The organism is Nodosilinea sp. LEGE 06152, assembly GCF_015207525.1.
GTDB lineage: Bacteria > Cyanobacteriota > Cyanobacteriia > Phormidesmidales > Phormidesmidaceae > Nodosilinea.
In genome coordinates this window covers 42162-62846 of the sequence record NZ_JADEWR010000010.1, presented here as the reverse complement: position 1 = coordinate 62846, position 20685 = coordinate 42162, and the positions used below count along the sequence as shown (strand labels likewise).

General features: G+C 58.5%; 18 protein-coding genes. 13 read left to right on the top strand and 5 right to left on the bottom strand.

What is annotated here, in order from left to right:
* Positions 1 to 278: 278 nt before the first annotated feature.
* The 6 genes from IQ265_RS14795 (at position 279) to IQ265_RS14770 (ending at position 8002) form a co-directional block, all read left to right on the top strand.
* Complete coding sequence (locus IQ265_RS14795; RefSeq protein ID WP_194054912.1) at positions 279 to 1838, top strand: mercuric reductase; 1560 nt, start codon at positions 279 to 281, stop codon at positions 1836 to 1838.
* A gap of 312 nt (positions 1839 to 2150) precedes the next feature.
* Complete coding sequence (locus IQ265_RS14790; protein WP_194054910.1) at positions 2151 to 3035, top strand: MBL fold metallo-hydrolase; 885 nt, start codon at positions 2151 to 2153, stop codon at positions 3033 to 3035.
* A 262-nt stretch (positions 3036 to 3297) separates the two neighbouring features.
* Positions 3298 to 3825: an O-acetyl-ADP-ribose deacetylase gene (locus IQ265_RS14785; RefSeq protein ID WP_194054908.1), complete on the top strand. Its 528-nt coding sequence runs from the start codon at positions 3298 to 3300 to the stop codon at positions 3823 to 3825.
* Positions 3826 to 4203: 378 nt separating this feature from the next.
* Positions 4204 to 5625, top strand: a complete 1422-nt coding sequence (locus tag IQ265_RS14780; RefSeq protein ID WP_194054906.1) for an NAD(P)/FAD-dependent oxidoreductase — start codon at positions 4204 to 4206, stop codon at positions 5623 to 5625.
* A gap of 16 nt (positions 5626 to 5641) precedes the next feature.
* Complete coding sequence (gene xylB, locus IQ265_RS14775; RefSeq protein WP_194054904.1) at positions 5642 to 7108, top strand: xylulokinase; 1467 nt, start codon at positions 5642 to 5644, stop codon at positions 7106 to 7108.
* Positions 7109 to 7228: 120 nt separating this feature from the next.
* A complete protein-coding gene (locus IQ265_RS14770; RefSeq protein ID WP_194054902.1) occupies positions 7229 to 8002 on the top strand; it encodes an intradiol ring-cleavage dioxygenase in 774 nt (257 codons plus the stop codon).
* A gap of 143 nt (positions 8003 to 8145) precedes the next feature.
* Here the strand turns inward: IQ265_RS14770 and IQ265_RS14765 are convergent, their stop codons facing one another.
* From IQ265_RS14765 to IQ265_RS14755, 3 genes are all read right to left on the bottom strand, one after another.
* Positions 8146 to 9117, bottom strand: a complete 972-nt coding sequence (locus IQ265_RS14765) for a carbohydrate kinase (protein WP_194054900.1) — start codon at positions 9115 to 9117, stop codon at positions 8146 to 8148.
* 173 nt (positions 9118 to 9290) lie between these two features.
* Entirely contained in the window at positions 9291 to 10253 is a 963-nt protein-coding gene (locus IQ265_RS14760; protein WP_194054898.1) for a sugar-binding transcriptional regulator, read from the bottom strand.
* A gap of 120 nt (positions 10254 to 10373) precedes the next feature.
* The gene (locus tag IQ265_RS14755; RefSeq protein ID WP_194054896.1) at positions 10374 to 11183 is read right to left on the bottom strand and encodes an SDR family NAD(P)-dependent oxidoreductase; all 810 of its coding nucleotides are present in this window, start codon (positions 11181 to 11183) and stop codon (positions 10374 to 10376) included.
* A gap of 167 nt (positions 11184 to 11350) precedes the next feature.
* On the opposite strand from IQ265_RS14755, the gene IQ265_RS14750 reads away from it, so the two are divergent.
* From IQ265_RS14750 to IQ265_RS14730, 5 genes are all read left to right on the top strand, one after another.
* The gene (locus tag IQ265_RS14750) at positions 11351 to 12712 is read left to right on the top strand and encodes a sugar ABC transporter substrate-binding protein (RefSeq protein WP_194054894.1); all 1362 of its coding nucleotides are present in this window, start codon (positions 11351 to 11353) and stop codon (positions 12710 to 12712) included.
* A gap of 143 nt (positions 12713 to 12855) precedes the next feature.
* Positions 12856 to 13773 carry a sugar ABC transporter permease gene (locus IQ265_RS14745; RefSeq protein ID WP_194054892.1) on the top strand — a complete coding sequence of 306 codons (918 nt, stop codon included), beginning with the start codon at positions 12856 to 12858 and terminating at the stop codon, positions 13771 to 13773.
* A 1-nt stretch (position 13774) separates the two neighbouring features.
* On the top strand, positions 13775 to 14596 hold the full coding sequence (locus tag IQ265_RS14740) for a carbohydrate ABC transporter permease (RefSeq protein WP_194054890.1): 822 nt from the start codon (positions 13775 to 13777) through the stop codon (positions 14594 to 14596).
* A gap of 158 nt (positions 14597 to 14754) precedes the next feature.
* Positions 14755 to 15957 (top strand): sn-glycerol-3-phosphate ABC transporter ATP-binding protein UgpC, encoded by a 1203-nt coding sequence (gene ugpC, locus IQ265_RS14735; protein ID WP_194054888.1) that lies wholly within the window; start codon positions 14755 to 14757, stop codon positions 15955 to 15957.
* Positions 15911 to 17404: a mannitol dehydrogenase family protein gene (locus IQ265_RS14730; protein ID WP_194054886.1), complete on the top strand. Its 1494-nt coding sequence runs from the start codon at positions 15911 to 15913 to the stop codon at positions 17402 to 17404. The genes ugpC and IQ265_RS14730 overlap by 47 nt, the downstream gene beginning before the upstream one ends.
* A gap of 385 nt (positions 17405 to 17789) precedes the next feature.
* Here the strand turns inward: IQ265_RS14730 and IQ265_RS14725 are convergent, their stop codons facing one another.
* Positions 17790 to 18287 (bottom strand): hypothetical protein, encoded by a 498-nt coding sequence (locus IQ265_RS14725; RefSeq protein ID WP_194054885.1) that lies wholly within the window; start codon positions 18285 to 18287, stop codon positions 17790 to 17792.
* A 159-nt stretch (positions 18288 to 18446) separates the two neighbouring features.
* Here IQ265_RS14725 and IQ265_RS14720 point away from each other — a divergent pair, with 159 nt between their 5' ends.
* The gene (locus IQ265_RS14720; protein ID WP_194054883.1) at positions 18447 to 19067 is read left to right on the top strand and encodes an SDR family oxidoreductase; all 621 of its coding nucleotides are present in this window, start codon (positions 18447 to 18449) and stop codon (positions 19065 to 19067) included.
* A gap of 20 nt (positions 19068 to 19087) precedes the next feature.
* On the opposite strand, the gene IQ265_RS14715 is transcribed toward IQ265_RS14720, so the two are convergent.
* Positions 19088 to 20077, bottom strand: a complete 990-nt coding sequence (locus tag IQ265_RS14715) for a hypothetical protein (protein ID WP_228037920.1) — start codon at positions 20075 to 20077, stop codon at positions 19088 to 19090.
* A 226-nt stretch (positions 20078 to 20303) separates the two neighbouring features.
* Here IQ265_RS14715 and IQ265_RS30120 point away from each other — a divergent pair, with 226 nt between their 5' ends.
* Positions 20304 to 20669: a DnaJ domain-containing protein gene (locus IQ265_RS30120; protein WP_194054882.1), complete on the top strand. Its 366-nt coding sequence runs from the start codon at positions 20304 to 20306 to the stop codon at positions 20667 to 20669.
* Positions 20670 to 20685 lie beyond the last annotated feature (16 nt).

The window sequence follows — 20685 nt, the reverse complement described above, 5'->3', positions numbered from 1 at the left end:
TTGCCCGTGCGCGGCATATTAAACGATTGAGAAAAAGCTTTTTTGCGGGCGCTGACCAGGCTGCCGTCCTGGTAGTCGGCTTCTAGATTCTGCAGATTTGTCTGCCATTGCTGCGGGCTGAGGGGCAGCGATTGAGCCGATTGCGGCGATCGCGCCAGGGGCTAGAGTTTAGCCAGAAGGTATCGGTCGAGACTCAGGGCATTCTCAGGTGGGAGTCTTAGGGTTAAGGTGTGCGACACTGCCAGAAACCGCACTGCCAGCCACTTCTTCTCCCACCCATGATTGCCGATTTCTCCGACCTCGAACCCGCCCTCAAGCCGCTCAACCGCCACAACCAAACCCTGCAATCCTACGTGCATCCGCCCGACTGGGTTAACCCCACCCCGGCCCAGCGCTACGACCTGGTTGTAATTGGGGCCGGTACCGCTGGGCTGGTGGTGGCCGCTGGAGCGGCGGGCCTGGGCCTGGGGCTCAAAGTGGCCCTGATCGAAAAAAGCCTAATGGGGGGCGACTGTCTGAACGTAGGCTGCGTACCCTCCAAATGCATGATCCGCTCGTCGCGGGTGGTGGCCGACATGCGCGAGGCAGCCCCCTTCGGTATTCGGCCGCCCGAGCAGATCGAGGTCAACTTTGCTGCCGTCATGGACCGCATGCGCCAAATTCGGGCCGATATTAGCCACCACGACTCGGTAGAGCGCTTTAGCAGTCTGGGCATCGACGTGTTTTTGGGTGAAGCTCGCTTTGTCGATCGCAAAACGGTGCAGGTAGGCGATTGCCGCCTGCCCTTTAAAAAAGCCGTGATTGCTACCGGAGCCCGCGCCCACCGTCCCGACGTGCCGGGTTTAGCTGAGGCCGGGTTTCTCACTAACGAAACGGTATTCTCGCTCACCCAGCGTCCCCGTCGTCTGGCGGTAATTGGCGGTGGCCCAATCGGTTGCGAGCTGGCCCAGGCCTTTCAGCGTCTGGGTAGCGAGGTCACGATGCTGCACAACCACAGTCACCTGCTCAACCGCGAAGATACCGATGCCGCCGCGATCGTGCAGCAGCGGCTGCGCAAAGAAGGGCTCAATCTGCTGCTAGAGGCCAGGCTGGAGCGCGTAGAAACGACCGCCACGGGCAAAGTGCTTCACTACAGTCAAACCGATGCCGTCCAAGCAGCTCAGACCGTAGAGGTAGACGACATTTTGGTCGGCGCTGGTCGAGTGCCCAACGTCGATGGCCTCAACCTAGAGGCCGTCGGAGTCGAGTACGATCGCCGCCGGGGCGTTGTGGTCAACGACCACTTACAAACCACCAACCCCCGTATTTTTGCCGCTGGCGACATCTGTATGGACTGGAAATTTACCCACGCCGCCGATGCCGCCGCCCGGATTGTAATCAAAAATGCCCTGTTTGCCCCCTTTGGCCTGGGCCGCAGCAAGCTCAGCAGCCTGGTCATGCCCTGGGTTACCTACACCGATCCCGAAATTGCCCATGTGGGGCTGTATGCCCGCGAGGCCAAGCAGCAGGGCCTTGAAGTTGACACGATCGAAATTCCGTTTTCGTCGGTCGATCGCGCGCTGGCCGATGGAGAGAGCGAGGGCTTTTTGAAAATTTTGCACCCCAAAGGCTCCGACAAAATTTTGGGGGCCACCCTCGTCGCCCGCCACGCCGGGGAAATGATTAGCGAGATCACCCTGGCGATCGCTACCGGACAGGGGCTAAGTGCCATCAGCAGCGTCATTCACCCCTACCCCACCCAGGCGGAGGCAATTAAAAAAGCCGCCGACGCCTACCGACGCACCCTGCTCACGCCGCGCACGCAGTCACTTTTGAAGCTGCTGACTAAGTTTAGCTAGGGCACCGGGGTGGGGGCTGTCATTTAGGTGCTGTACATAGGTGTATCAGCAATTCTGGCCAAAATTCTCATCCATCAGCGCTGCTACATCCAATTCCGGAAAAACGGCTGTAATGTTCCACTGCAATTTCTACCGAAGGGCGTATCTTTTTAACAGATTCGTCCATAGGCAGAGCAAGAAAAGTAGATAGTAGACTCACCATGACAAGAATCTTCAGGGCGAATTTGACTGTTTTTGTTTTCAAGAATAAAAAACAAAGCACGCTCTAGATTAAGTCAAAATTGTCGAGAACAGCGCTGCTTACCAGAACTTATGATACATTCCCAGCCTGCCACCGATGGAGCTGCCATTCAACTCGTCTTGCCCGACTGTGGACAAACCCCAAATTTTCAAACCGGGTCGATCTTTTTTGTCGGCAATGCCACAACGATCATTCGCTACGGCGGCTTTACTATTCTGACCGATCCCAATTTTTTGCATCAGGGAGAGCACGTGCACTTGGGCTATGGTCTGCGATCGGCCCGTAGAACCAATCCGGCTGTGGAGCTAGAAGACCTGCCGCCGATTGATTTTGTGGCGCTATCTCACATGCATGAAGACCACTTTGACCGGGTAGTAGAGCAAAAATTAGACAAAGAACTGCCCATTATAACGACCCACGAGGCGGCCCGAAAACTCGCTCAAAAAGGGTTCAGGGCCGCCTATGGACTACAACATTGGGAAAAGCGAACCCTTGTCAAAGGCAGTGCTCATCTACAGTTGACCGCCATGCCGGGGCGACACGGGCCACCGTTCCTAGCCTCGTTACTGCCCTGCGTAAACGGCAGTTTATTGGAGTTTCAGCTACCGGACGATCGCCCCCCTTTTCGCCTTTACATCAGTGGCGACACCCTGATGCATCAACCCCTAGAAGAGATTCCCAAGCGATATCCTGATATTGATCTGGCGTTGATTCACCTTGGCGGCACCAAAATTTTGGGTGTTTTGCTCACTATGGATGCTGAACAGGGAATTCAGGCCATTCAGCTAATTGCGCCACGGGTTGCAATTCCCATTCACTTCAACGACTACACCATCATGAAATCACCGCTGAGTGATTTTGTCAGGGCCGCAGAAGCAGCTCGGTTAAAAACTCAAATTCAGGTTTTAGAGCATGGCGATGAATACACCTTTGAAGTTCCTTTTTACAAAGAGTAGCAGGCATGATTTGCTCCTCCACTTTCCCAAGGCCGGGTCGGGGAACTAAACTCGCCAGAGCAGGTCTTAGGCATGCGAAGGGTGGCGTTGGCCACTCCCGCCCGCCTATAACGAACGCCATATATCGAAATCGCCCCTGGTGCCCCGTGCATTAGGGGTTATTTAATTAGGAGCCACCGAATAGGAGTCAGCCGACAGCTAGAGACACAGTGCCCCGGACGGTGGTGCATGATAAAACTGCCCACCTGTAGAGGCTGACCCCATGGCCAAACCCGAGGCACTAAAGCGCATAGTCGTACTTCGAGACGATATTACTCGTCAGAACGTCGATGCGATCGCCAATGCCGCCAATGAGTCGCTGCTGGGCGGCGGCGGTGTCGATGGGGCCATTCACCGCGCTGCTGGGCCAGAGCTACTGGCGGCCTGTCGACAGCTGGGCGGCTGCCCCACCGGGCAAGCCAAAATTACCCCAGGCTACAACCTGCCCGCCCGGTGGGTGATTCACACCGTGGGGCCGGTGTGGCGCGGCGGGCAGCACAACGAAGATGACCTGCTGGCGAGCTGCTACCGCCACAGCCTGGCCCTGGCTCTGGAGTATGGCATTCGCACGCTGGCGTTTCCGGCCATCAGTACCGGGGTCTATGGCTTTCCGCTAGAGCGAGCGACTCGCATTGCGATCGCCGAGGTCAGTACCGCGCTAAAAAATGCCCAGGCGATCGAACAGGTGAGGTTTATCTGCTTTGGGGATGAGGCTTACCAGGTCTATCAATCGGTGCTGGCCGAGACCTAAGCTCTAGCGGTGCCATCGGCATCTTGACCGTTAGGTGAGTCACCTACCCTACGAATGGTCAAAGTTCACGCCAGATTGCCTAGAGCGGTTTTCGCCCACAAAACCGTCACAAAAAGTCTAGATAACCCACAAGCCAAGTCTGAATACTTACACTGAAGCTAGTTAGCTTTAATTCAGGCCATCGCTTTTCTGACCCAGCCGCGATTAGCTATGTTTTTTGGTCGATGGGGTCAGCCATATTTATTCATAAATTAGCTAAAAAAAGCTGTCCAACAAAGCGATCGCACTCTGCAATAAAGCCATGTAATGGAGCCATCGTTGAACTGTGGTACTTCTCCAACGGGCTTCAGCAGAGACTTTTTGAGATGGAGCAAGTCCATGGAAGACATCGCTACTGAGACCAAACCTCACCAGGTTGTCATTATTGGGGGCGGCTTTGGCGGGCTTTATGCCGCTAAGGCCTTAGGCAAATCGAAGCAAATTGAAGTCACCCTGATTGATAAGCGAAACTTTCACTTGTTTCAGCCGCTGCTCTATCAAGTTGCGACTGGCAAGCTGTCACCCGGCGATATTTCGTCGCCCCTGCGAGCGATTCTGAGCCGCTATCGTCGCGTCAGAGTCTTAATGGACACCGTGATCGATATCGACCCCCAGCAGCAGCAGGTAACGCTAAACCATACCACCCTGCCCTACGATACGCTGATTGTGGCCACGGGCGTTAGCCACCACTACTTCGGCCATGACCAGTGGGCCGAGGACGCACCGGGGCTAAAAACCCTTGAAGATGCCCTAGAAATGCGGAAACGAATTTTTGGAGCCTTTGAAGCGGCTGAAAAAGAGTCGGACCCAGAACAGCGTCGGGCCTGGCTGACCTTTGTGGTGGTGGGCGGCGGGCCAACGGGGGTGGAGCTGGCCGGGGCCTTAGCCGAGCTGGCCTCTCACACGCTCAAAGACGAATTTCACCACATCGACACCACCGAAACCCGCATTCTGCTGCTAGAAGGGCTCGATCGCGTGCTGCCGCCCTATCCCGCCAAATTGTCGGCCAAAGCCGCCGTGGCCCTAAAAGACCTGGGCGTAACGGTGCACACCCAATCGCTGGTGACCGACATCAACGACGACGTGGTGACGGTGCGCCAGGGCGATCGCACCGAGCAGATTCGGGCCAAAACCATTCTCTGGGCCGCTGGGGTGCGGGCCTCGGCGATGGGCAAGGTGCTGGCCGCCCGAGCCGGTGCCCAACTTGACCGGGTGGGTCGGGTGATGGTGAACCCAGACCTGAGTCWGCCGGGGCAGCCCAACATTTTTGTGGTGGGCGATCKGGCCCACTTTGCCCACCAGAGCGATGGCGCAGCCTCCCCGGAGGAAAAGCAGCCCCTGCCGGGGGTTGCGCCCGTGGCCATGCAGCAGGGGGCCTATGTGGCCAAGCTGATTCAGCAGCGGCTTCAGGGCAGCGATTTGCCCGCTTTTCACTACAACGATGCAGGCAGTCTGGCGGTGATCGGCCACCACGAGGCGGTGGTGAATATGGGGCGGCTCAAGCTGTCGGGTCTCCCGGCCTGGCTGATCTGGATTTTCGTTCACATCTATTTTCTCATTGAGTTCGACAACAAGCTGCTGGTGATGATTCAGTGGCTGTGGAGCTATTTCACCCGCAAGGGCGGCACGCGACTGATTACCTGGGAAGAAAGCCGCCTGGATGAGCCGGTGGTTAGGGAGCAGCCCCATCAGGGCGTAGCGGATTCTGATCCACTGCGTAGCTCGACCGAGCGAGAGGCACCACTGGTTGCAGAATCGTAGATTTGGAGAGGCTGAGTTGGCAGATGTAGTGATTGGTTTAGACTTGGGAACTGGCGGAGTGCGGGCGATCGCCGTCAATCTGCAGGGTCAGGTAGTGGCCCAAACTACCCAAAGTTACCCCCTGCTCACCCCCCGCCCCGGCTGGACGGAGCAGCAGCCCGCCGACTGGGTGAAGGCCAGCTTGACGGCCCTGAGCGAGGTGGCTGGGCAGATTGAGGGGCAGCAGGCCATCGCTCTGGGGCTGTCGGGCCAAATGCACGGCATGGTGCCGCTGGATGGCGATGGTCAGGTGATTCGCCCGGCAATTCTTTGGAACGACCAGCGCACGGGGGCCGCCGTGGTAGAAATTGAGGCGGCGGTGCCTCGCGCAGAGCTGATTCAGCGGACGGGCAACCCGGCGATTACGGGGTTTCAGCTGCCGAAGCTGGTGTGGCTGCGCAATGAGGAACCCCAGGCCTACGAACAGGTGCGGCAGATCTTGCTGCCCAAAGACTACCTCGGCTACGTGCTGACCGGGGCAGCGGTGAGCGAACCCTCCGATGCCTCAGGCATTGGCTGTTTGAACCTAGCTAGTCGACAGTGGGATAGCGAGATTCTGAGTGCTCTAGATATCAGTCCTGACCTATTCCCTGAGGTGGTCAAATCAACCGCCGTTGCTGGACGGTTGAAACCTGAGCTGGCTGAGCGCACTGGATTGCCCGCCGGACTGCCCGTGGTGGCGGGGGGCGGTGACAACGCCGCTGCGGCCATCGGTTTAGGGATTTCAGACCGCAACCTGGGTCGGGGCAGCCTCAGCATTGGCACATCAGGGGTGATTTTTGCCCCCTGCGATCGCCCCACCCCCGACCCCGAAGGGCGCGTGCACCTGTTTTGCCATGCCGACGGCGGCTACCACCTGCTGGGGGTGACCCTGGCGGCGGGGGGTGCCCTGCGCTGGTACCGCGACACCTTTGCCCCCAGTATCGACTTTGCCGATCTGATGGCGCTGGCAGAACAGTCTGAACCGGGGGCGCGAGGCGTGCTGTTTTTGCCCCACCTGGCGGGCGAGCGCAGCCCCTACCTCGACCCCGACACGCGGGGGGCCTGGGTGAATTTGTCGCTAGCCCACACCCAGGGCGACCTGATTCGAGCGGTGCTAGAGGGGGTGGCCTTTAGCCTGCGGGCGACCCTGGAGGTGATTCAGGACATTGCTCCGGTGACGCAGCTGTTGGCGACGGGGGGCGGGGTGCGATCGCCCCTCTGGTTTCACCTGCTAGCAGATGTGCTGGGGACAGAACTGGTGGCCCCCAAAGCCGAAGAAGGGGCGGCCTACGGAGCGGCGATTTTGGCGATGGTGGGGGTGGGGGCGTATCCGTCTCTGGAGGCAGCGTTTGAGATTTTGCCGGAGGCGATCGAGGCGGTGCAGCCCCGGTCGCAGGCGGCCTATGAGGCGGCATTTGAGCGCTACACCCCGCTCTATGAGTCGCTGAAGGTTGTTAGATAGGGGATTTCCTTTGGTGCCGTAAGCAGTATTAGGAACCCCGTAGGGGCGTAGCATTGGCCCCATAGAAGCTGTCGATATAGCAACGCCCCTAAACCAATGCCAAGACGATACGTATTCAGAATGAACGGCCCTAGATTCAATCGGCGAGATGCCCTGGGCTTGATTGGCGGCAGCCTGATAGTTTCACTACTTGGTTGTGCTCGCAGGCCCTCGGCTTCGGCTGAACTCAGCGGCACCGTAGCCCAAACCTCGACCGGGGCGGCAGGGCAGCCCGCCTGTACGGTGCGCCCCCAGCAGACCGAAGGTCCCTATTTTGTCGATGAAGGGCTGAACCGCTCCGATATTCGCTCCGACCCAGCGACTGGCTCGGTGACACCGGGCGTTCCGCTAACGCTACAATTTCGAGTTTCCCAGGTGGGTGCCAATGCCTGTGTGCCTTTGGCAGGGGCCATTGTCGATGTTTGGCACTGTGATGCCAACGGGGTCTATTCAGACGTAGTTGACCCCAGAGCCAACACTGTGGGGCAAAAGTTCCTGCGCGGGTCTCAAACTACTAATGCTGACGGCACGGTCGAGTTCACCACCATTTATCCAGGTTGGTATCCGGGCCGGGCTGTGCATATCCACTTCAAAATTCGTGACAATACTGCTGCTAACCAGAGCTACGAATTTACCTCACAGCTCTACTTTGACGATGCTTTGAGCGATCGCATCTACGCCCAACCCCCCTACAGCACCAGGGGCGATTCCGGCACGGATCGCTTCGCGAATCGCACCACCCGCAACCAGAATGACGGCATCTTTCGCAACGGCGGCGATCGGCTCATGCTCCCTGTAACCGAGACTGGGGAGGGCTATACCGGACGATTTGAGATCGGGCTAGAGGTGGCGTGAGGGGCGATCGCGTCAAATCCTGTGTATTTACCCCGGTTAGGTTAGGGCAAACGGCGTTTGCCCCTACGGGGTTGCCTTTTTAGAATTGGTGCTGGGTAGGGGCAAAAGAACGGGTGCTGGGTAGGGGCAAATGGCATTTGCCCTCAGGGTTTGGGCTGGTGTAGAAAGGCATCGACCTCCTGGGGGGCGGGCTGGGCGGCGATCGCTCCCGGCTTTAGCGTCGTTAGCGCCCCCACCGCGCTGGCGTAGCGCAAAATCGCTTCCATCTCAGCCGGGTCTTGCCAAACATCCCATCCCCGCTGGCAGAGTTGGTGGAGAATTCCGGCCAGAAAGGCGTCCCCCGCCCCGGTGGTGTCTTGGCTGTGGACGTTAAAGGCCGTGAGTGAAACGCTGTGCTGCTTCGTGGCGCAGGTGCTGCCGTTGCCTCCGTCGGTGAGCAATACGGCCTCACACTGGGGAAACTGCTGACAGATCTCAGCGGCGGAATCGTTATCCAGCAGCCACTCGGCTTCTTCCTTAGAGAGCTTGAGCAGGTCGGCAGTCTTGAGAAAGTTTTGAATGGTTTTGGGCGCGATCGCCTCGTCAGGCCAAAACACTGGCCGCCAGTTCAGGTCGATCACAATTTTGGCCCCCGCCTGCTGAGCCTTGTCCCGCGCCCGCTCCATGGCACTGGCGGTGGTGGGGTAAGCCAAGCCCAAAGTGCCCATTACCAGATACTTTACCCCGGCAAAATCGACGGCATCGATCCAGTCGGGGGTGAGGTGGGCGTCGGCAAAGGCGGCAGGGTCGGGGGCGCTGAAGCCGATGAAGGTGCGATCGCCCGTTTCATCCCGCTGCACCAGCACCGTGCGGGTGGGCAGGTCGGCCACGCGCTGAATTTGGCAGGTTACCCCCTGTTCCTGCAAGACCTGAACTAGCCAGTCACCCAAGTCGTCCTGGCCCAGGGCGCTAATTAGCTGGGTGGGGGTGCCGAGTTTTGCGATCGCAGCGGCCACATTGGCGGGTGCTCCCCCAGGGTAATCGGTGCCGCTGGCGGAAGCTGCACCGGGCGTTTCACCGACCTCAAACAGGCGATCGACTAAGCATTCTCCCAAACAAATAACAGGCTCGGTCATGGTTTTCTCCTCAATTGCTCTAAACCGGCATTGCTGGATGTAGGTATGAATCAAAACTGCAACGTCTCTCGTAGGGGCAAACGGCCGTTTGCCCTTACCCAAATTCACGATTCAATTCAACAACACCCTCTAAACCCATCCATCCGAGCCAGCCGATCTCGGGCAGATAATAGTCATCCCCTTTTCAAAATCGCCGTGGCCGCCGCTTCGTCGGTAATCAAGCCGCTGATTAGCTGACTGTGCAGGGCGGCGCGAATGGCTTCGGTTTTGCGAAGCCCCCCTGCAACGCCGATGATCAAGCGCTGGGCTGGCTGCTGAAGGGGCACGCCAGCCACGCGGCTGTTGGTACCCGCTTGCAGCAGCTTTCCCTGGGCATTAAACGCCCAGCCCGCAATCTCGCCCACGGCCCCCAGCTCAATCAGCTCGGTCAGTTCGCCGTCGTCGATAAAGCCGTCCTCGTGGAGGGGTGCGTTCCAGGCGATGTGGCTAATGCCGACAAAGGTGACCTTGGCCTGCTCCGCCAGGGCCTTAACCGCCAGAAACGATCGCTGGGTTTGCAGCAGGTCGCGTTCTTCTACGCTGGTAGCCACCGCTGGCGTGGGCACCGGGTAGGTTTGCGACCCCACCCGATCCGACAGGTGCATAACCACCTCGTGGCGACCAGCCAGCCCGTAGTGCGACATGTTGCCCACGATCGAGACAATCTTGTGCTGGGGCTGATCCATCGACGGAATTTGATCGACCATAGCCCGCAGGGTACGCCCTGAGCTAAAAGCCAAAATAGAGGGGGTTTTGGCCACCAGGTAGGTCTCCAGGTAGGCGGCGGCACAGACGCCGAGGCCATTGTAGAGATCGCCACCAACAGCGGGGTCGGGCACGACTTCACACATTGCTAACTGAAACTGGTCGCGCAGGGCCTCGGCCAGGGCAATGCAGTGGCTGAGGGGATGGTCGAGGCGAAATTTGATCAGCTTTTCGCTGACGGCCAGGGCCACTAACCGCTGGGCTGCCTGCCGCGACACGTTGAGTTTGGCGGCAATTTCCTCTTGAGTATTGCCCGCGATGTAGTAGAGCCAGGCGGCGTGGGCCGCTAGATCGAGTTTGCGATCGCGCTTCTCTGCATACATGTCTCCCATCGTTTACCTCATCCACCGCTACTCTCTTAAGTAGGACTTCTTTAAATTAAAGATCCACCCAAAGACGGATTGAGCACATACCCAAAGTTAGATTTTTTGCTCAACCCTGCCCTGGTCACCCTACTGCCCCCCGGTAATATCCAGATTAAACCCGGTGATGTAGCTAGCCTCGTCGCTCATCAAGAAAGCCACCCCATTGGCAACTTCTTCCAAACTGCCCAGGCGGCGCAGCGGCACTGAGTCTATCATCTGCTGCTCAACCACCTTAGGATCGGCATCAAAATACTGGGAGCCGACCCCCGCCTGCAGTTCTGTCTGCCGGGTCCACATAAAGCCAGGGCCAATCAGCGAGGGCGATAGGGCGTTGACGCGAATGCCGTAGGGGGCCAGGTCTTTGGCCGCCGTCTGGGTCATGCCAATCACCGCAAACTTGGAGGCGGCGTAGGCAAGCATGTTGGGCGGCCCATCAACCCCGGCATGGCTAGCCATATTAACGATCGCCCCGCCGCCAGTCTTTCTCAGTTGCCGGGCGGCCGCCTTGAGAATGTGAAACACACCCACTACGTTGATATCGATCACCTTCTGGAAGTCCTCTTCGGGGTATTCGTCGGTTTTGGCGAACGCGCCCTGGTAGCCCGCATTGTTGAACACGTAGTCGAGCTGGCCCACCTGCTCAACGGCGATCGCAACCATATCGGTCACCTCTTTAGCATCGGTGACATCGCAACGCACGGTGTACACAGGATTGCCGCAGGCCTTGTCCTTCAAACCCTCGGCGACCTCGGCCAGCCCTATCTCGTTAATATCCAGCAACACAATTGTTGCTCCGTTGGCGGCAAATCGGTGGGCGGTGGCTTTGCCAATTTCCCCTGCCCCGCCGGTAATCAGAATGGTTTTGCCCTGAAAATTGTAGGTTGCCGTCGCGCTCATACAGCTGGCCTCAAGATTAGAACTGCAATCAAGAATTGTTGCGAATACTAGTGAGCGCCTCATCTTTGGGAAGCGACATCAGTATGATTCCATTATTGGGCTTTTGCCCATGACTAGAGCATAAGTTCAATTTAGTTTATTTTTTTAGCAATCCGAGGAGCCGTGCGATGCGCCTTTTTCGCCGCGCCAGAGTGCATGCCAGAGTGCTGGCGGCATTCCTCATTAGCCTGCTGCTGGTGCAGTTGGTCAATGCCTGTTCCGCAGGCCCCCAGGCCGATGGCCGCACTCGCCTGACCATTGCCACCGTCAACAACGGCGACATGGTGGTGATGCAAGACCTGTCGAGCCAGTTCGAAGCCGACAACCCCGATATCGAACTGCGCTGGGTGGTGCTGGAGGAAAACATTCTGCGCCAGCGCACCACCACCGATGTGGCTAGCCAGGGCGGTCAGTTCGACGTGTTAACCATTGGGTCTTACGAAACGCCGATTTGGGCCAGGCGGGGCTGGCTGCGATCGCTCGACGGGCTGCCCGCTGAGTACGATGTCGACGACCTGATCGACCCAATTCGCACCGGGCTTTCTTACGAAGACACCCTCTATGCGGTGCCCTTCTATGGTGAAAGCTCGATGCTCTACTACCGCACCGACCTGTTTGACGAGGCGGGCATTACGGTGTCCCCCAACCCCACCTATGCCCAGGTGGGCGAATGGGCCAGCCAGGTGCACGACCCGGCCAACGGCGTCTACGGCATTTGTCTGCGGGGCAAGCCGGGCTGGGGCGAAAACATGGCCTTTCTCACCACCCTGGTCAACACCTTTGGCGGCCGCTGGTTCGATATGGACTGGAACCCCACCATTGACAGCCCCGAGTGGCAAAACGCCGTCAATTTTTACGTGGATGTAATGAACCAGTACGGGCCGCCCGGAGCCAGCTCCAACGGCTTTAACGAAAATCTAGCCCTGTTCTCCACCGGCAAGTGCGGCATGTGGATTGACGCCACCGTTGCCGCCGGGCTGCTCTCGAACCCCGAACAGTCGCAGGTGGCCGATCGCATTGGCTTTGCCCGCGCCCCGGTCGAGTCTTACCCCAACGGCTCGAACTGGCTGTGGTCTTGGGCGCTGGCCATTCCGGCCACGTCGCAGTCGCCGGAAGCCGCCGAGCGCTTTATCGCCTGGGCCACCTCCAAGGAGTACGTGCAGCTGGTGGCAGAGGAGTACGGCTGGGTCTCGGTGCCCCCCGGCACCCGCACCTCCACCTACGAGAACCCCAACTACCAGCAGGCCGCCCCCTTCGCCGAAACCGTGCTGAGATCCATTGAGTCCGCCGACATCACCAACCCGTCTCCGCTGCCCACCCCCTACAAGGGCGTGCAGTACGTGGATATTCCTGAATTTCAGGCGATCGGCACCCAGGTCGGCCAGCGCATGGCCTCAGCCCTGATCAATCAGGTCTCAGTCGATCAGGCGATCGCCCAGTCGCAGACCGTCGCTGAGCGGTTCATGCGTCATACCGGCTACATCGAGTAGCGCTTGCTTGAGGAAGGTAAGGAGGCGAGGAAGGGAAGAAATTCAAAATTCAAAGTTAAAAATTTTGAATTCTCAATTTTGAATTTTGCACCTCCTCATCCCCTCATCTCCCCCTCCCTTCACCCTTCACTCTTTCCCAAACTATGACGTCCTCTATTGCAACCCCTACCCACTCGCCGCCGCCCGCGCGGACGCGATCGCATCGCTCAATTCCCGCCCGGCTGCTGGTAGCCCCTTCGGTGATTTTGCTGGTGCTCTGGATGGTGGTGCCGCTGGCGATGGCCATCTGGTTTGCCTTCCAGCGCTACAACCTGCTGATTCCCGACGAGCGCGAGTTTGTCGGCTTTGCCAACTTCACCTACATTCTCACCGACCCCACCCTGTGGATTTCCATCGGCATCACAATGGTGCTGGTGGTGTCGGTGCTGGCGATTACGATTGGCCTGGGCACCGTACTGGCGGTGCTGTTTAACCAGGAGTTTTTTGGTCGCGGCGTGGCGCGGGTGCTGGCGATTTCGCCATTCTTTGTTATGCCCACGGTCAGCGCCCTGATCTGGAAAAACATGCTGATGCACCCGGTGAACGGGCTGTTTGCCCAGATCACGCGGGGGCTGGGCTTAGGGGCAATTGACTGGTTTGCCGACTTCCCGCTGCTGGCGATCATCATCATTGTGGCTTGGCAGTGGCTGCCCTTTGCCCTGCTGATTTTGCTGACGGCCATTCAGTCCCTCGATACCGACCAGATGGAGGCGGCCCGCATGGATGGCGCGAGCGCCATGCAGCTGTTCCGCTTTGTGGTGCTGCCCCACCTGAATCGGGCGATCGCCGTGGTCGCCATGATCGAGACGATTTTCTTTCTCACCATCTTTGCCGAAATTTTCGTCACTACCGGGGGCGGCCCGGGCCTGGCCACCACCAACCTGGCCTACTACATCTACCTCAAAGCGCTGCTGGAGTTCGACGTCGGTGGGGCCTCGGCGGGCGGTTTGATTGCCGTTGTGCTGGCGAACGTCGTGGCGATTTTCTTAATGCGCAGTGTTGCTCGTAATTTGGACACCTGATATGGCAACTAATCGATCCAACCGCTGGTGGATTCCGCTGCTGGGCTGGCTAGTGGCCTGCCTGCTGTTCTTCCCAATTTTCTGGATGTTTATCACCAGCTTTAAGACCGAGGTGGCGGCGGTGGCCACCCCACCCCAGCTGTTCTTTCGGCCCACTCTAGAGAATTACGTGGCGGTGCAGACTCGGGCCTCGTACTTTAACTTCGCCCTAAATAGCGTGGTGATCTCCCTGGGGGCGACGCTTCTGTCGCTGCTGCTGGCGATTCCGGCGGCCTACGCTATGTCGTTTTTCCCCACCAAGCGCACCAAGAGCACGCTGGTGTGGATGCTCTCGACCAAAATGCTGCCCGCCGTGGGTGTGCTGGTGCCGATCTACATTCTGGCGCGGGAGACGGGGCTGCTCGATACCCGCATCGGCCTGATCATCATTTACACGCTGATCAACCTGCCGATTGTGGTGTGGATGATCTACAGCTTCTTCAAAGAAGTGCCGAAGGAAATTCTTGAAGCCGATCGCATGGATGGCGCGTCCACCTATCAGGAACTGGTGCATGTGTTGCTGCCGTTGGCCCTGCCGGGAATTTTTTCCACCGCCCTACTCTCGATCATTTTGTCCTGGAATGAAGCCTTCTGGAGCCTCAATTTGACTACCTTTGATGCGGCTCCGCTGACGGCGTTTATTGCGTCATTCTCTAGCCCCCAGGGGTTATTTTGGGCCAAGCTGTCGGCGGCTTCTAGCATGGCGATCGCCCCCATTTTGCTCTTCGGCTGGGTCAGCCAGCGCCAGCTGGTGCGAGGTCTCACCTTTGGGGCCGTCAAGTAGATAATTCCAATTCTCGTAGGGTGGGCACTGCCCACCAGCTAAACCCGTAGGTTGGGTAAAGCTCAGCATAACCCAACAAACCCAGGCAACGTTGGGTTTCACTCCGTTCCACCCAACCTACAACTTTTAACTTTTTCACTTAATAAGGTGAGCCACCCATGTCAACCGTCACGTTACGAGACATCCATAAAACCTACGTTGATAACGAAGTTATTAAAGGCGTCAATCTCGACATTCACGATCGCGAGTTTGTCGTCTTTGTCGGCCCCTCTGGCTGCGGCAAATCGACCCTGCTGCGCATGATCGCCGGGCTCGAAGACATCACCTCCGGCGACCTGCTGGTGGATGGCGATCGCATGAACGACGTGCCCCCCGACCAGCGGGGGTTGGCGATGGTGTTCCAAACCTACGCCCTGTACCCCCACATGACCGTGGCCGAGAACATGGCCTTTAGCCTGCGCCTGGCTGGGGTTTCTAAAGAGCGGCGCATGGAGCGGGCGCGGGATGTAGCGCGAATTTTGCAGCTGGAGCCGCTGCTCGATCGCAAGCCGGGCAAGCTCTCTGGCGGGCAGCGCCAGCGGGTCGCGATCGGTCGCGCATTAGTTCGCAACCCCAAGGTGTTTTTGTTTGATGAGCCGCTGTCGAACCTAGATGCGTCTTTGCGGGTGCAGATGCGCATTGAGCTAGCGGGGCTGCACGAAAGCCTGCAATCCACCATGATCTACGTCACACACGACCAAATCGAAGCTATGACCCTGGCCGACAAGATTGTGGTGCTCCAGGGCGGCATAGTCGAGCAGGTGGGGTCGCCCCTGGAGCTGTACCACCATCCCCGCAACCTGTTTGTGGCCGGGTTCATCGGCTCGCCCAAGATGAACTTTTTGGCGGTGCAGACCACCGGGGTGCAAGATTCTGGCACCACCGTGCGCCTGCCGGGCGATGCCACTATCACCATTCCGGTGCAGCCGAGAACTTTGATGGCAGGCGATCGCGCCACCCTGGGTATTCGCCCCGAGCACCTGCGGATCGACGCCAGCAACCCCACGCTGATGGGTGAGGTCTTGGTGGTCGAGCGCCTGGGCGGCGAAACCTACCTCTACGTCAAGGTCGCTGGCGGCGACACCTTTATCGTGCAGACCGACGGCGACAGTCGGGCCAAGGTGCGCGATCGCGTCCCTGTCTCTATCGACGGCAACCTCTGCCACCTGTTCGATGGCGCAGGTCAGGCGATTCCCAAAGCCGAGCGCCATCCGCTCAGCCTCACCCACCACCCCGAAGTACCGCTACAAACCGAAGCCCCACGAGAGCAAACCTATGAACAGCCCATCCAACCCCACGAAGTCCCTCGTCAAGCTGAATGAGCGATCGCTCGACCAGCTCAGCGATCGCGTGCGCGTGCCCCGGTACGATCGCAGCGCTGTCACCCCCGGCATTGTCCACATTGGCGTCGGCGGCTTTCACCGCGCCCACCAGGCGCTCTACATGGATAACTACCTGGAGCAAAACCCCGGCAGCGACTGGGCCATCTGCGGCGTTGGCCTGCTGGAGTTTGACCAGAAAATGCGAGACGCTCTGGAGTCGCAAGATTGTCTGTATACCCTGGTGGAGCGATCGCCTGCCGGTGACAACGCTCGCGTGATTGGCTCGATCACTCAGTATGTGTTTGCGCCCCATGACCGCGAGGCCGCGATCGCAACCCTGGCCGACCCCCAGTGCCGCATTGTCACCCTGACCATTACCGAAGGCGGCTACTACGTCGTCGAAGGCACCGGCGAGTTTGACGCCGACCATCCCACCATTCAGCACGATTTGCAAAACCCTGAGCAACCCCAGGGGGTCTACGGCTTTCTCACCGCCGCCCTGGCCCGGCGGCGGCAGCGGGGCATTGCGCCCTTTACCGTGCTCTCCTGCGACAACATCCAGGGCAACGGCGACATGGTGGGCAGAATGCTGACCACCTTCGCCAACCTGCAAAACCCCGAGCTGGGCGGGTGGATTGAGGAGAACGTCGCTTTCCCCAACTGCATGGTGGATCGGATCACCCCTGCCACCACCCCCGGCGATCTGGAAATGGTGGCCGACCAGTTTGACCTCGATGATGCCTGGCCTGTCGTAGCGGAACCCTTCACCCAGTGGGTCATTGAAGATCGCTTTTGCAACGATCGCCCCGATCTGGAATCGGTGGGTGTGCAGATGACCGACGACGTACACCCCTACGAGATGATGAAGATTCGGCTGCTCAACACCAGCCACCTGCTGCTGGGCTACCTTGGCTCGCTGAAAGGCTACACCTACGCCCATGAGGCGATGGCTGACGCCCAGATTCGCCAGGCGATCGAGCGGCTGATGGATGAAGTCACCCCCACCCTGCACCCGGTCCCCGGCATTGATGTCAGCCAGTACAAGCAGACTCTGGTGGAACGGTTCTCAAACCCCAAAATTCGCGATCAGCTGGCCCGACTGTGCCTCAATAGCTCGGCCAAGCTGCCCAAGTGGGCGCTGGGTTCCCTACGCGACAGGCTGGAGCAAAATGGCGCGATCGACTATCTCAGCCTCACCATCGCCGCCTGGTTCCGCTACCTGAACGGCAAAGACGATCAAGGCAACGCGATGCCCATCGATGACCCAATGGCCGATACGCTGACAGAACGGGCCAGATCTGGCGGCACTGACCCCATGCCGCTGCTGAATCTGACGGAGATCTTTGGCGACCTCCCCCAATCGCCGCGCTTTGTCGAAACGGTGACCCAGCACCTGCACCAGCTCCATGAGTTAGGTACCGAAGCCACCCTGGCCAAGCTGCTCTAGGCTTTTGGTTTGCCTGAAGGCTGCTAGGGCGTGTCATCAATTGTGGCCAAACCTGGCATATTAAGCCTTGCCACGCCCGACCCCAAGAACAGGCTAGGGGCTGTAAACCTTGATTTTGGGCGTTTAGCAGCTCATTGATGACAGCCCCTAGAACTGGCCCTCCGGTTTCCCTAAATTTAGGGGGCCGGAGGAGCCACAAAAGTAGGCCATCAAAACAGGTATCCCGTAGGGGCAAACGGTCGTTTGCTCTTAAGCAGTAGCTTAAAAACTGCGTCTATCTCTGGTTTAGAGCCCATTTCTAACGACAGAACGCAGCCAGGGTATCTGCGAAAATCTTTTGCAAGCAACCCGGTGCCGACTGCCAACGGCTGAAGGAGGGCGATCGCTACGGCCACCTAAAAAGCCTGGGCAGCTGCGCCAAATCTAGCAAATAGTTAATACCCCAAACGACAATTTCTGCGCCCAGTAGCAGCTGTATCCACACTAGATCGGGCCTGTCTGCGGTCAGCTCGACCCCTTCATAGAGCTGCCACAGGCGGTAGGGCACATAGAGGTAAGGCACCATAACCCAAACAACCGAGCGCAGCTGTTTTAGGGTTAAAAGTTCTGACAAAATTTGCAGCCCCAGGAGCACAAAGTAGGCAGCCAATATCATCCAGACCAACGGCTCGCCCTGCCAGATTGCCCACCCCAAAGCCCCCAGGGGTGGCACAATGCCCAGCACCTGCACCGAACCAAACCAGTATTTAAACCAGTTGGGCAGCGGTTTAGGCAGCTCAAAGGGGGTTACATGACGCCAGGCCCAGCCCGCGATCGCCAAAAACCCGGTGGCTATTACAAAAAATACGGTATTTTCTACCAGCAAATGAAATTCAACAGCCATAGCAACAGCCTGATGCAGCCTAGATATAGTGTGCTATTTCGGCGAATGCCGCCTGCCTCAGCCCAATCTTAGCCTTCACAATCCATTTCAAAGGGTAGAAGCCAGCGATCGCGCTTTCTGCCACCCTAGAGAGGTTATGGCGATGATGGAGGCTACAGGATGAACCTGCTAATTTTTGGCGCAACGGGCGATACCGGTCGTGAGCTAATCAAGCAAGCCCTGGCCCAGGGGCACACCGTCACCGGCTTCTCTCGCCATGCCAATGAGCTAGTCGCCGACTACCCTACGATAAAGACAATCGAGGGGGATGTGACCGACAAAGCCACCGTAGAGAAAGCCGTGCAGGGGCAAGATGCCGTGTTGTCTGCCCTGGGGTCGGCGAGCCTGAAGCGAAGCCCGGCCCTGACGACGGGTGTGAGAAACATTGTCGAGGCGATGGAGCAGTACAACGTGCGGCGGCTGGTTTACCAATCGTCTTTGGGGGTGGGTGAAAGCCGCAAGCAGGTGAGCTTTTTGGTGCGGTACATCATCATTCCGCTGGTGCTGCGCAACGCGATCGCCGACCACGAAGACAAAGAGCGCATCATTCAGCAGAGCAATCTCGACTGGGTAATTGTGCGCCCCGCCGGGCTCACCAATGACGAGCACACAGGCAAGTACCGCGCTGGCGAGACGATCGATTTTGGGGCCAAAATTTCCCGCGCCGACGTGGCCGACTTTATGCTAAAACAGGTCACCGACGACGCCTGCCTGAAGAAAACCCCAGGCGTGTCTTATTAGCGCTTGGATTGACAATGGGGCTAGAGAACGGTGAGGCAGCGCACTGGGGCCAGCCCTGTGGCTAGCCGCTGCCAGGTCAGGCCCGCATCCTCAGAGCCAAAGATCTCTCCCTCGCTGGTGCCAAAGGCCGCGTAATCTCCTTTGGTGGCCAGGGTGCCCGTGTTGATATTGCTGGCAAACCACTCGGGCAGCCCCTGCTCACATTTTGCAAATTTGCCCGGCTGATGCAGAAGACGGCGGTAAAGGGCAGCTTTGCTGGTGCGCGGGCCGGTCGAGGCCGACATCAAAATGGTTTCGCCACAGACGGCGATCGCGCGGGCGTAGGCTGCGTGCAGGTGGGCGCGATCGAAGCGCCAGGATTGCCCCCGATCTTCGCTAATGGCCAGCCCCTCGGCGGTGGCTGCCAGCACCCAGTCGGGTTGGTCGGCAATGGTGCGAACCTCGTGCACATCGGCATGGAAGTCAATGGTTGGCTGCCAGGTCTGACCGCGATCGCCAGAGCGCAAAATGCCGCCCACGTGCACGTTGACGTAAAGATCACCGGAGGGGCTGACGGCAAGCGATCGCACATCGGGCGGGTCACCCCAGGGCGTATACCACTCGTCGTGCCCCTCGACCGCTTCAAAGCAGTTGAGCCGCTCCAGGTTGCCATTTTCTAGGCGAATCAGGCAGGCTCCCGATGTGCCAACTAAAACCGCATCGTTGAGGGGCAACAGGCAGTTTAACTCTAGATCATCCACCGCAGCGACTTTGCGCCACGGCTGATCGGCGGCTTGCTGCCAGATGGAGCTGCGATCGGTAATGGCCCAGCAGCCATTGGGGCCAGCGGCTAGGGCTGTGACATTGTGGCCCTCCAGCTCCACCTGCGGCTCAGGGTTGAGCAACACCAAACCGTTGGCGGTTCCGGCTAGCCACTGCGGCGGTTGGCTTGGCGACTCGGCCATGGCAACGGGTGTCTCGGCTAGCCCAGGTTGGGCTGGGGCCATAGAGGGTCGAGCAACATTATTCATGGCTAAAACCTCCCGTTGAGAGGTGTGGTTTAAAGGCGCTGATCGCTTTTGCAGCTCAGGGCTTTAGGGGTAGTTCTAGGGTATGCAATTCGGCTAGCGATCGCCTCGACCGCAAGCATGAAATAGTCATTTTTCTAACGTTTTCTGGCCTGTATCAGCCGTGCTGTTTAGTATAGTGAAGGGGATGCAGTCGACTTTCGCCAGCGGGCAATCAGACCACAAAACGATGCCAACTCCCCAAGACTCTTCAGATTACTACGCGATTCTAAAGGTCAATCGACAGGCAAGCCTGCTAACCATAAAACAGGCTTACCGCGAGCTAGCCCGCCAGCTTCACCCCGACCTCAACCCCAACAATGCGGCAGCGGCAGAGCAATTTAAGGCTCTCAATGAAGCCTACGAAGTGCTCTCAGACCCAGCAAAACGCCGTCAGTACGATCGCTACGGTGCCCACTGGAAAAAGGCCGAGAAAGGGTACGCGACCACCAGCTACCCCAGCGGTAAACAGCAGAACGACTTTGATGACATGGAATTTGGCCGCTTTGGCCGCTTTGAAGACTTGCTTGGCGATCTTTTCGATCGCTATAGCTAGCGCCTTTTAGCAGCTA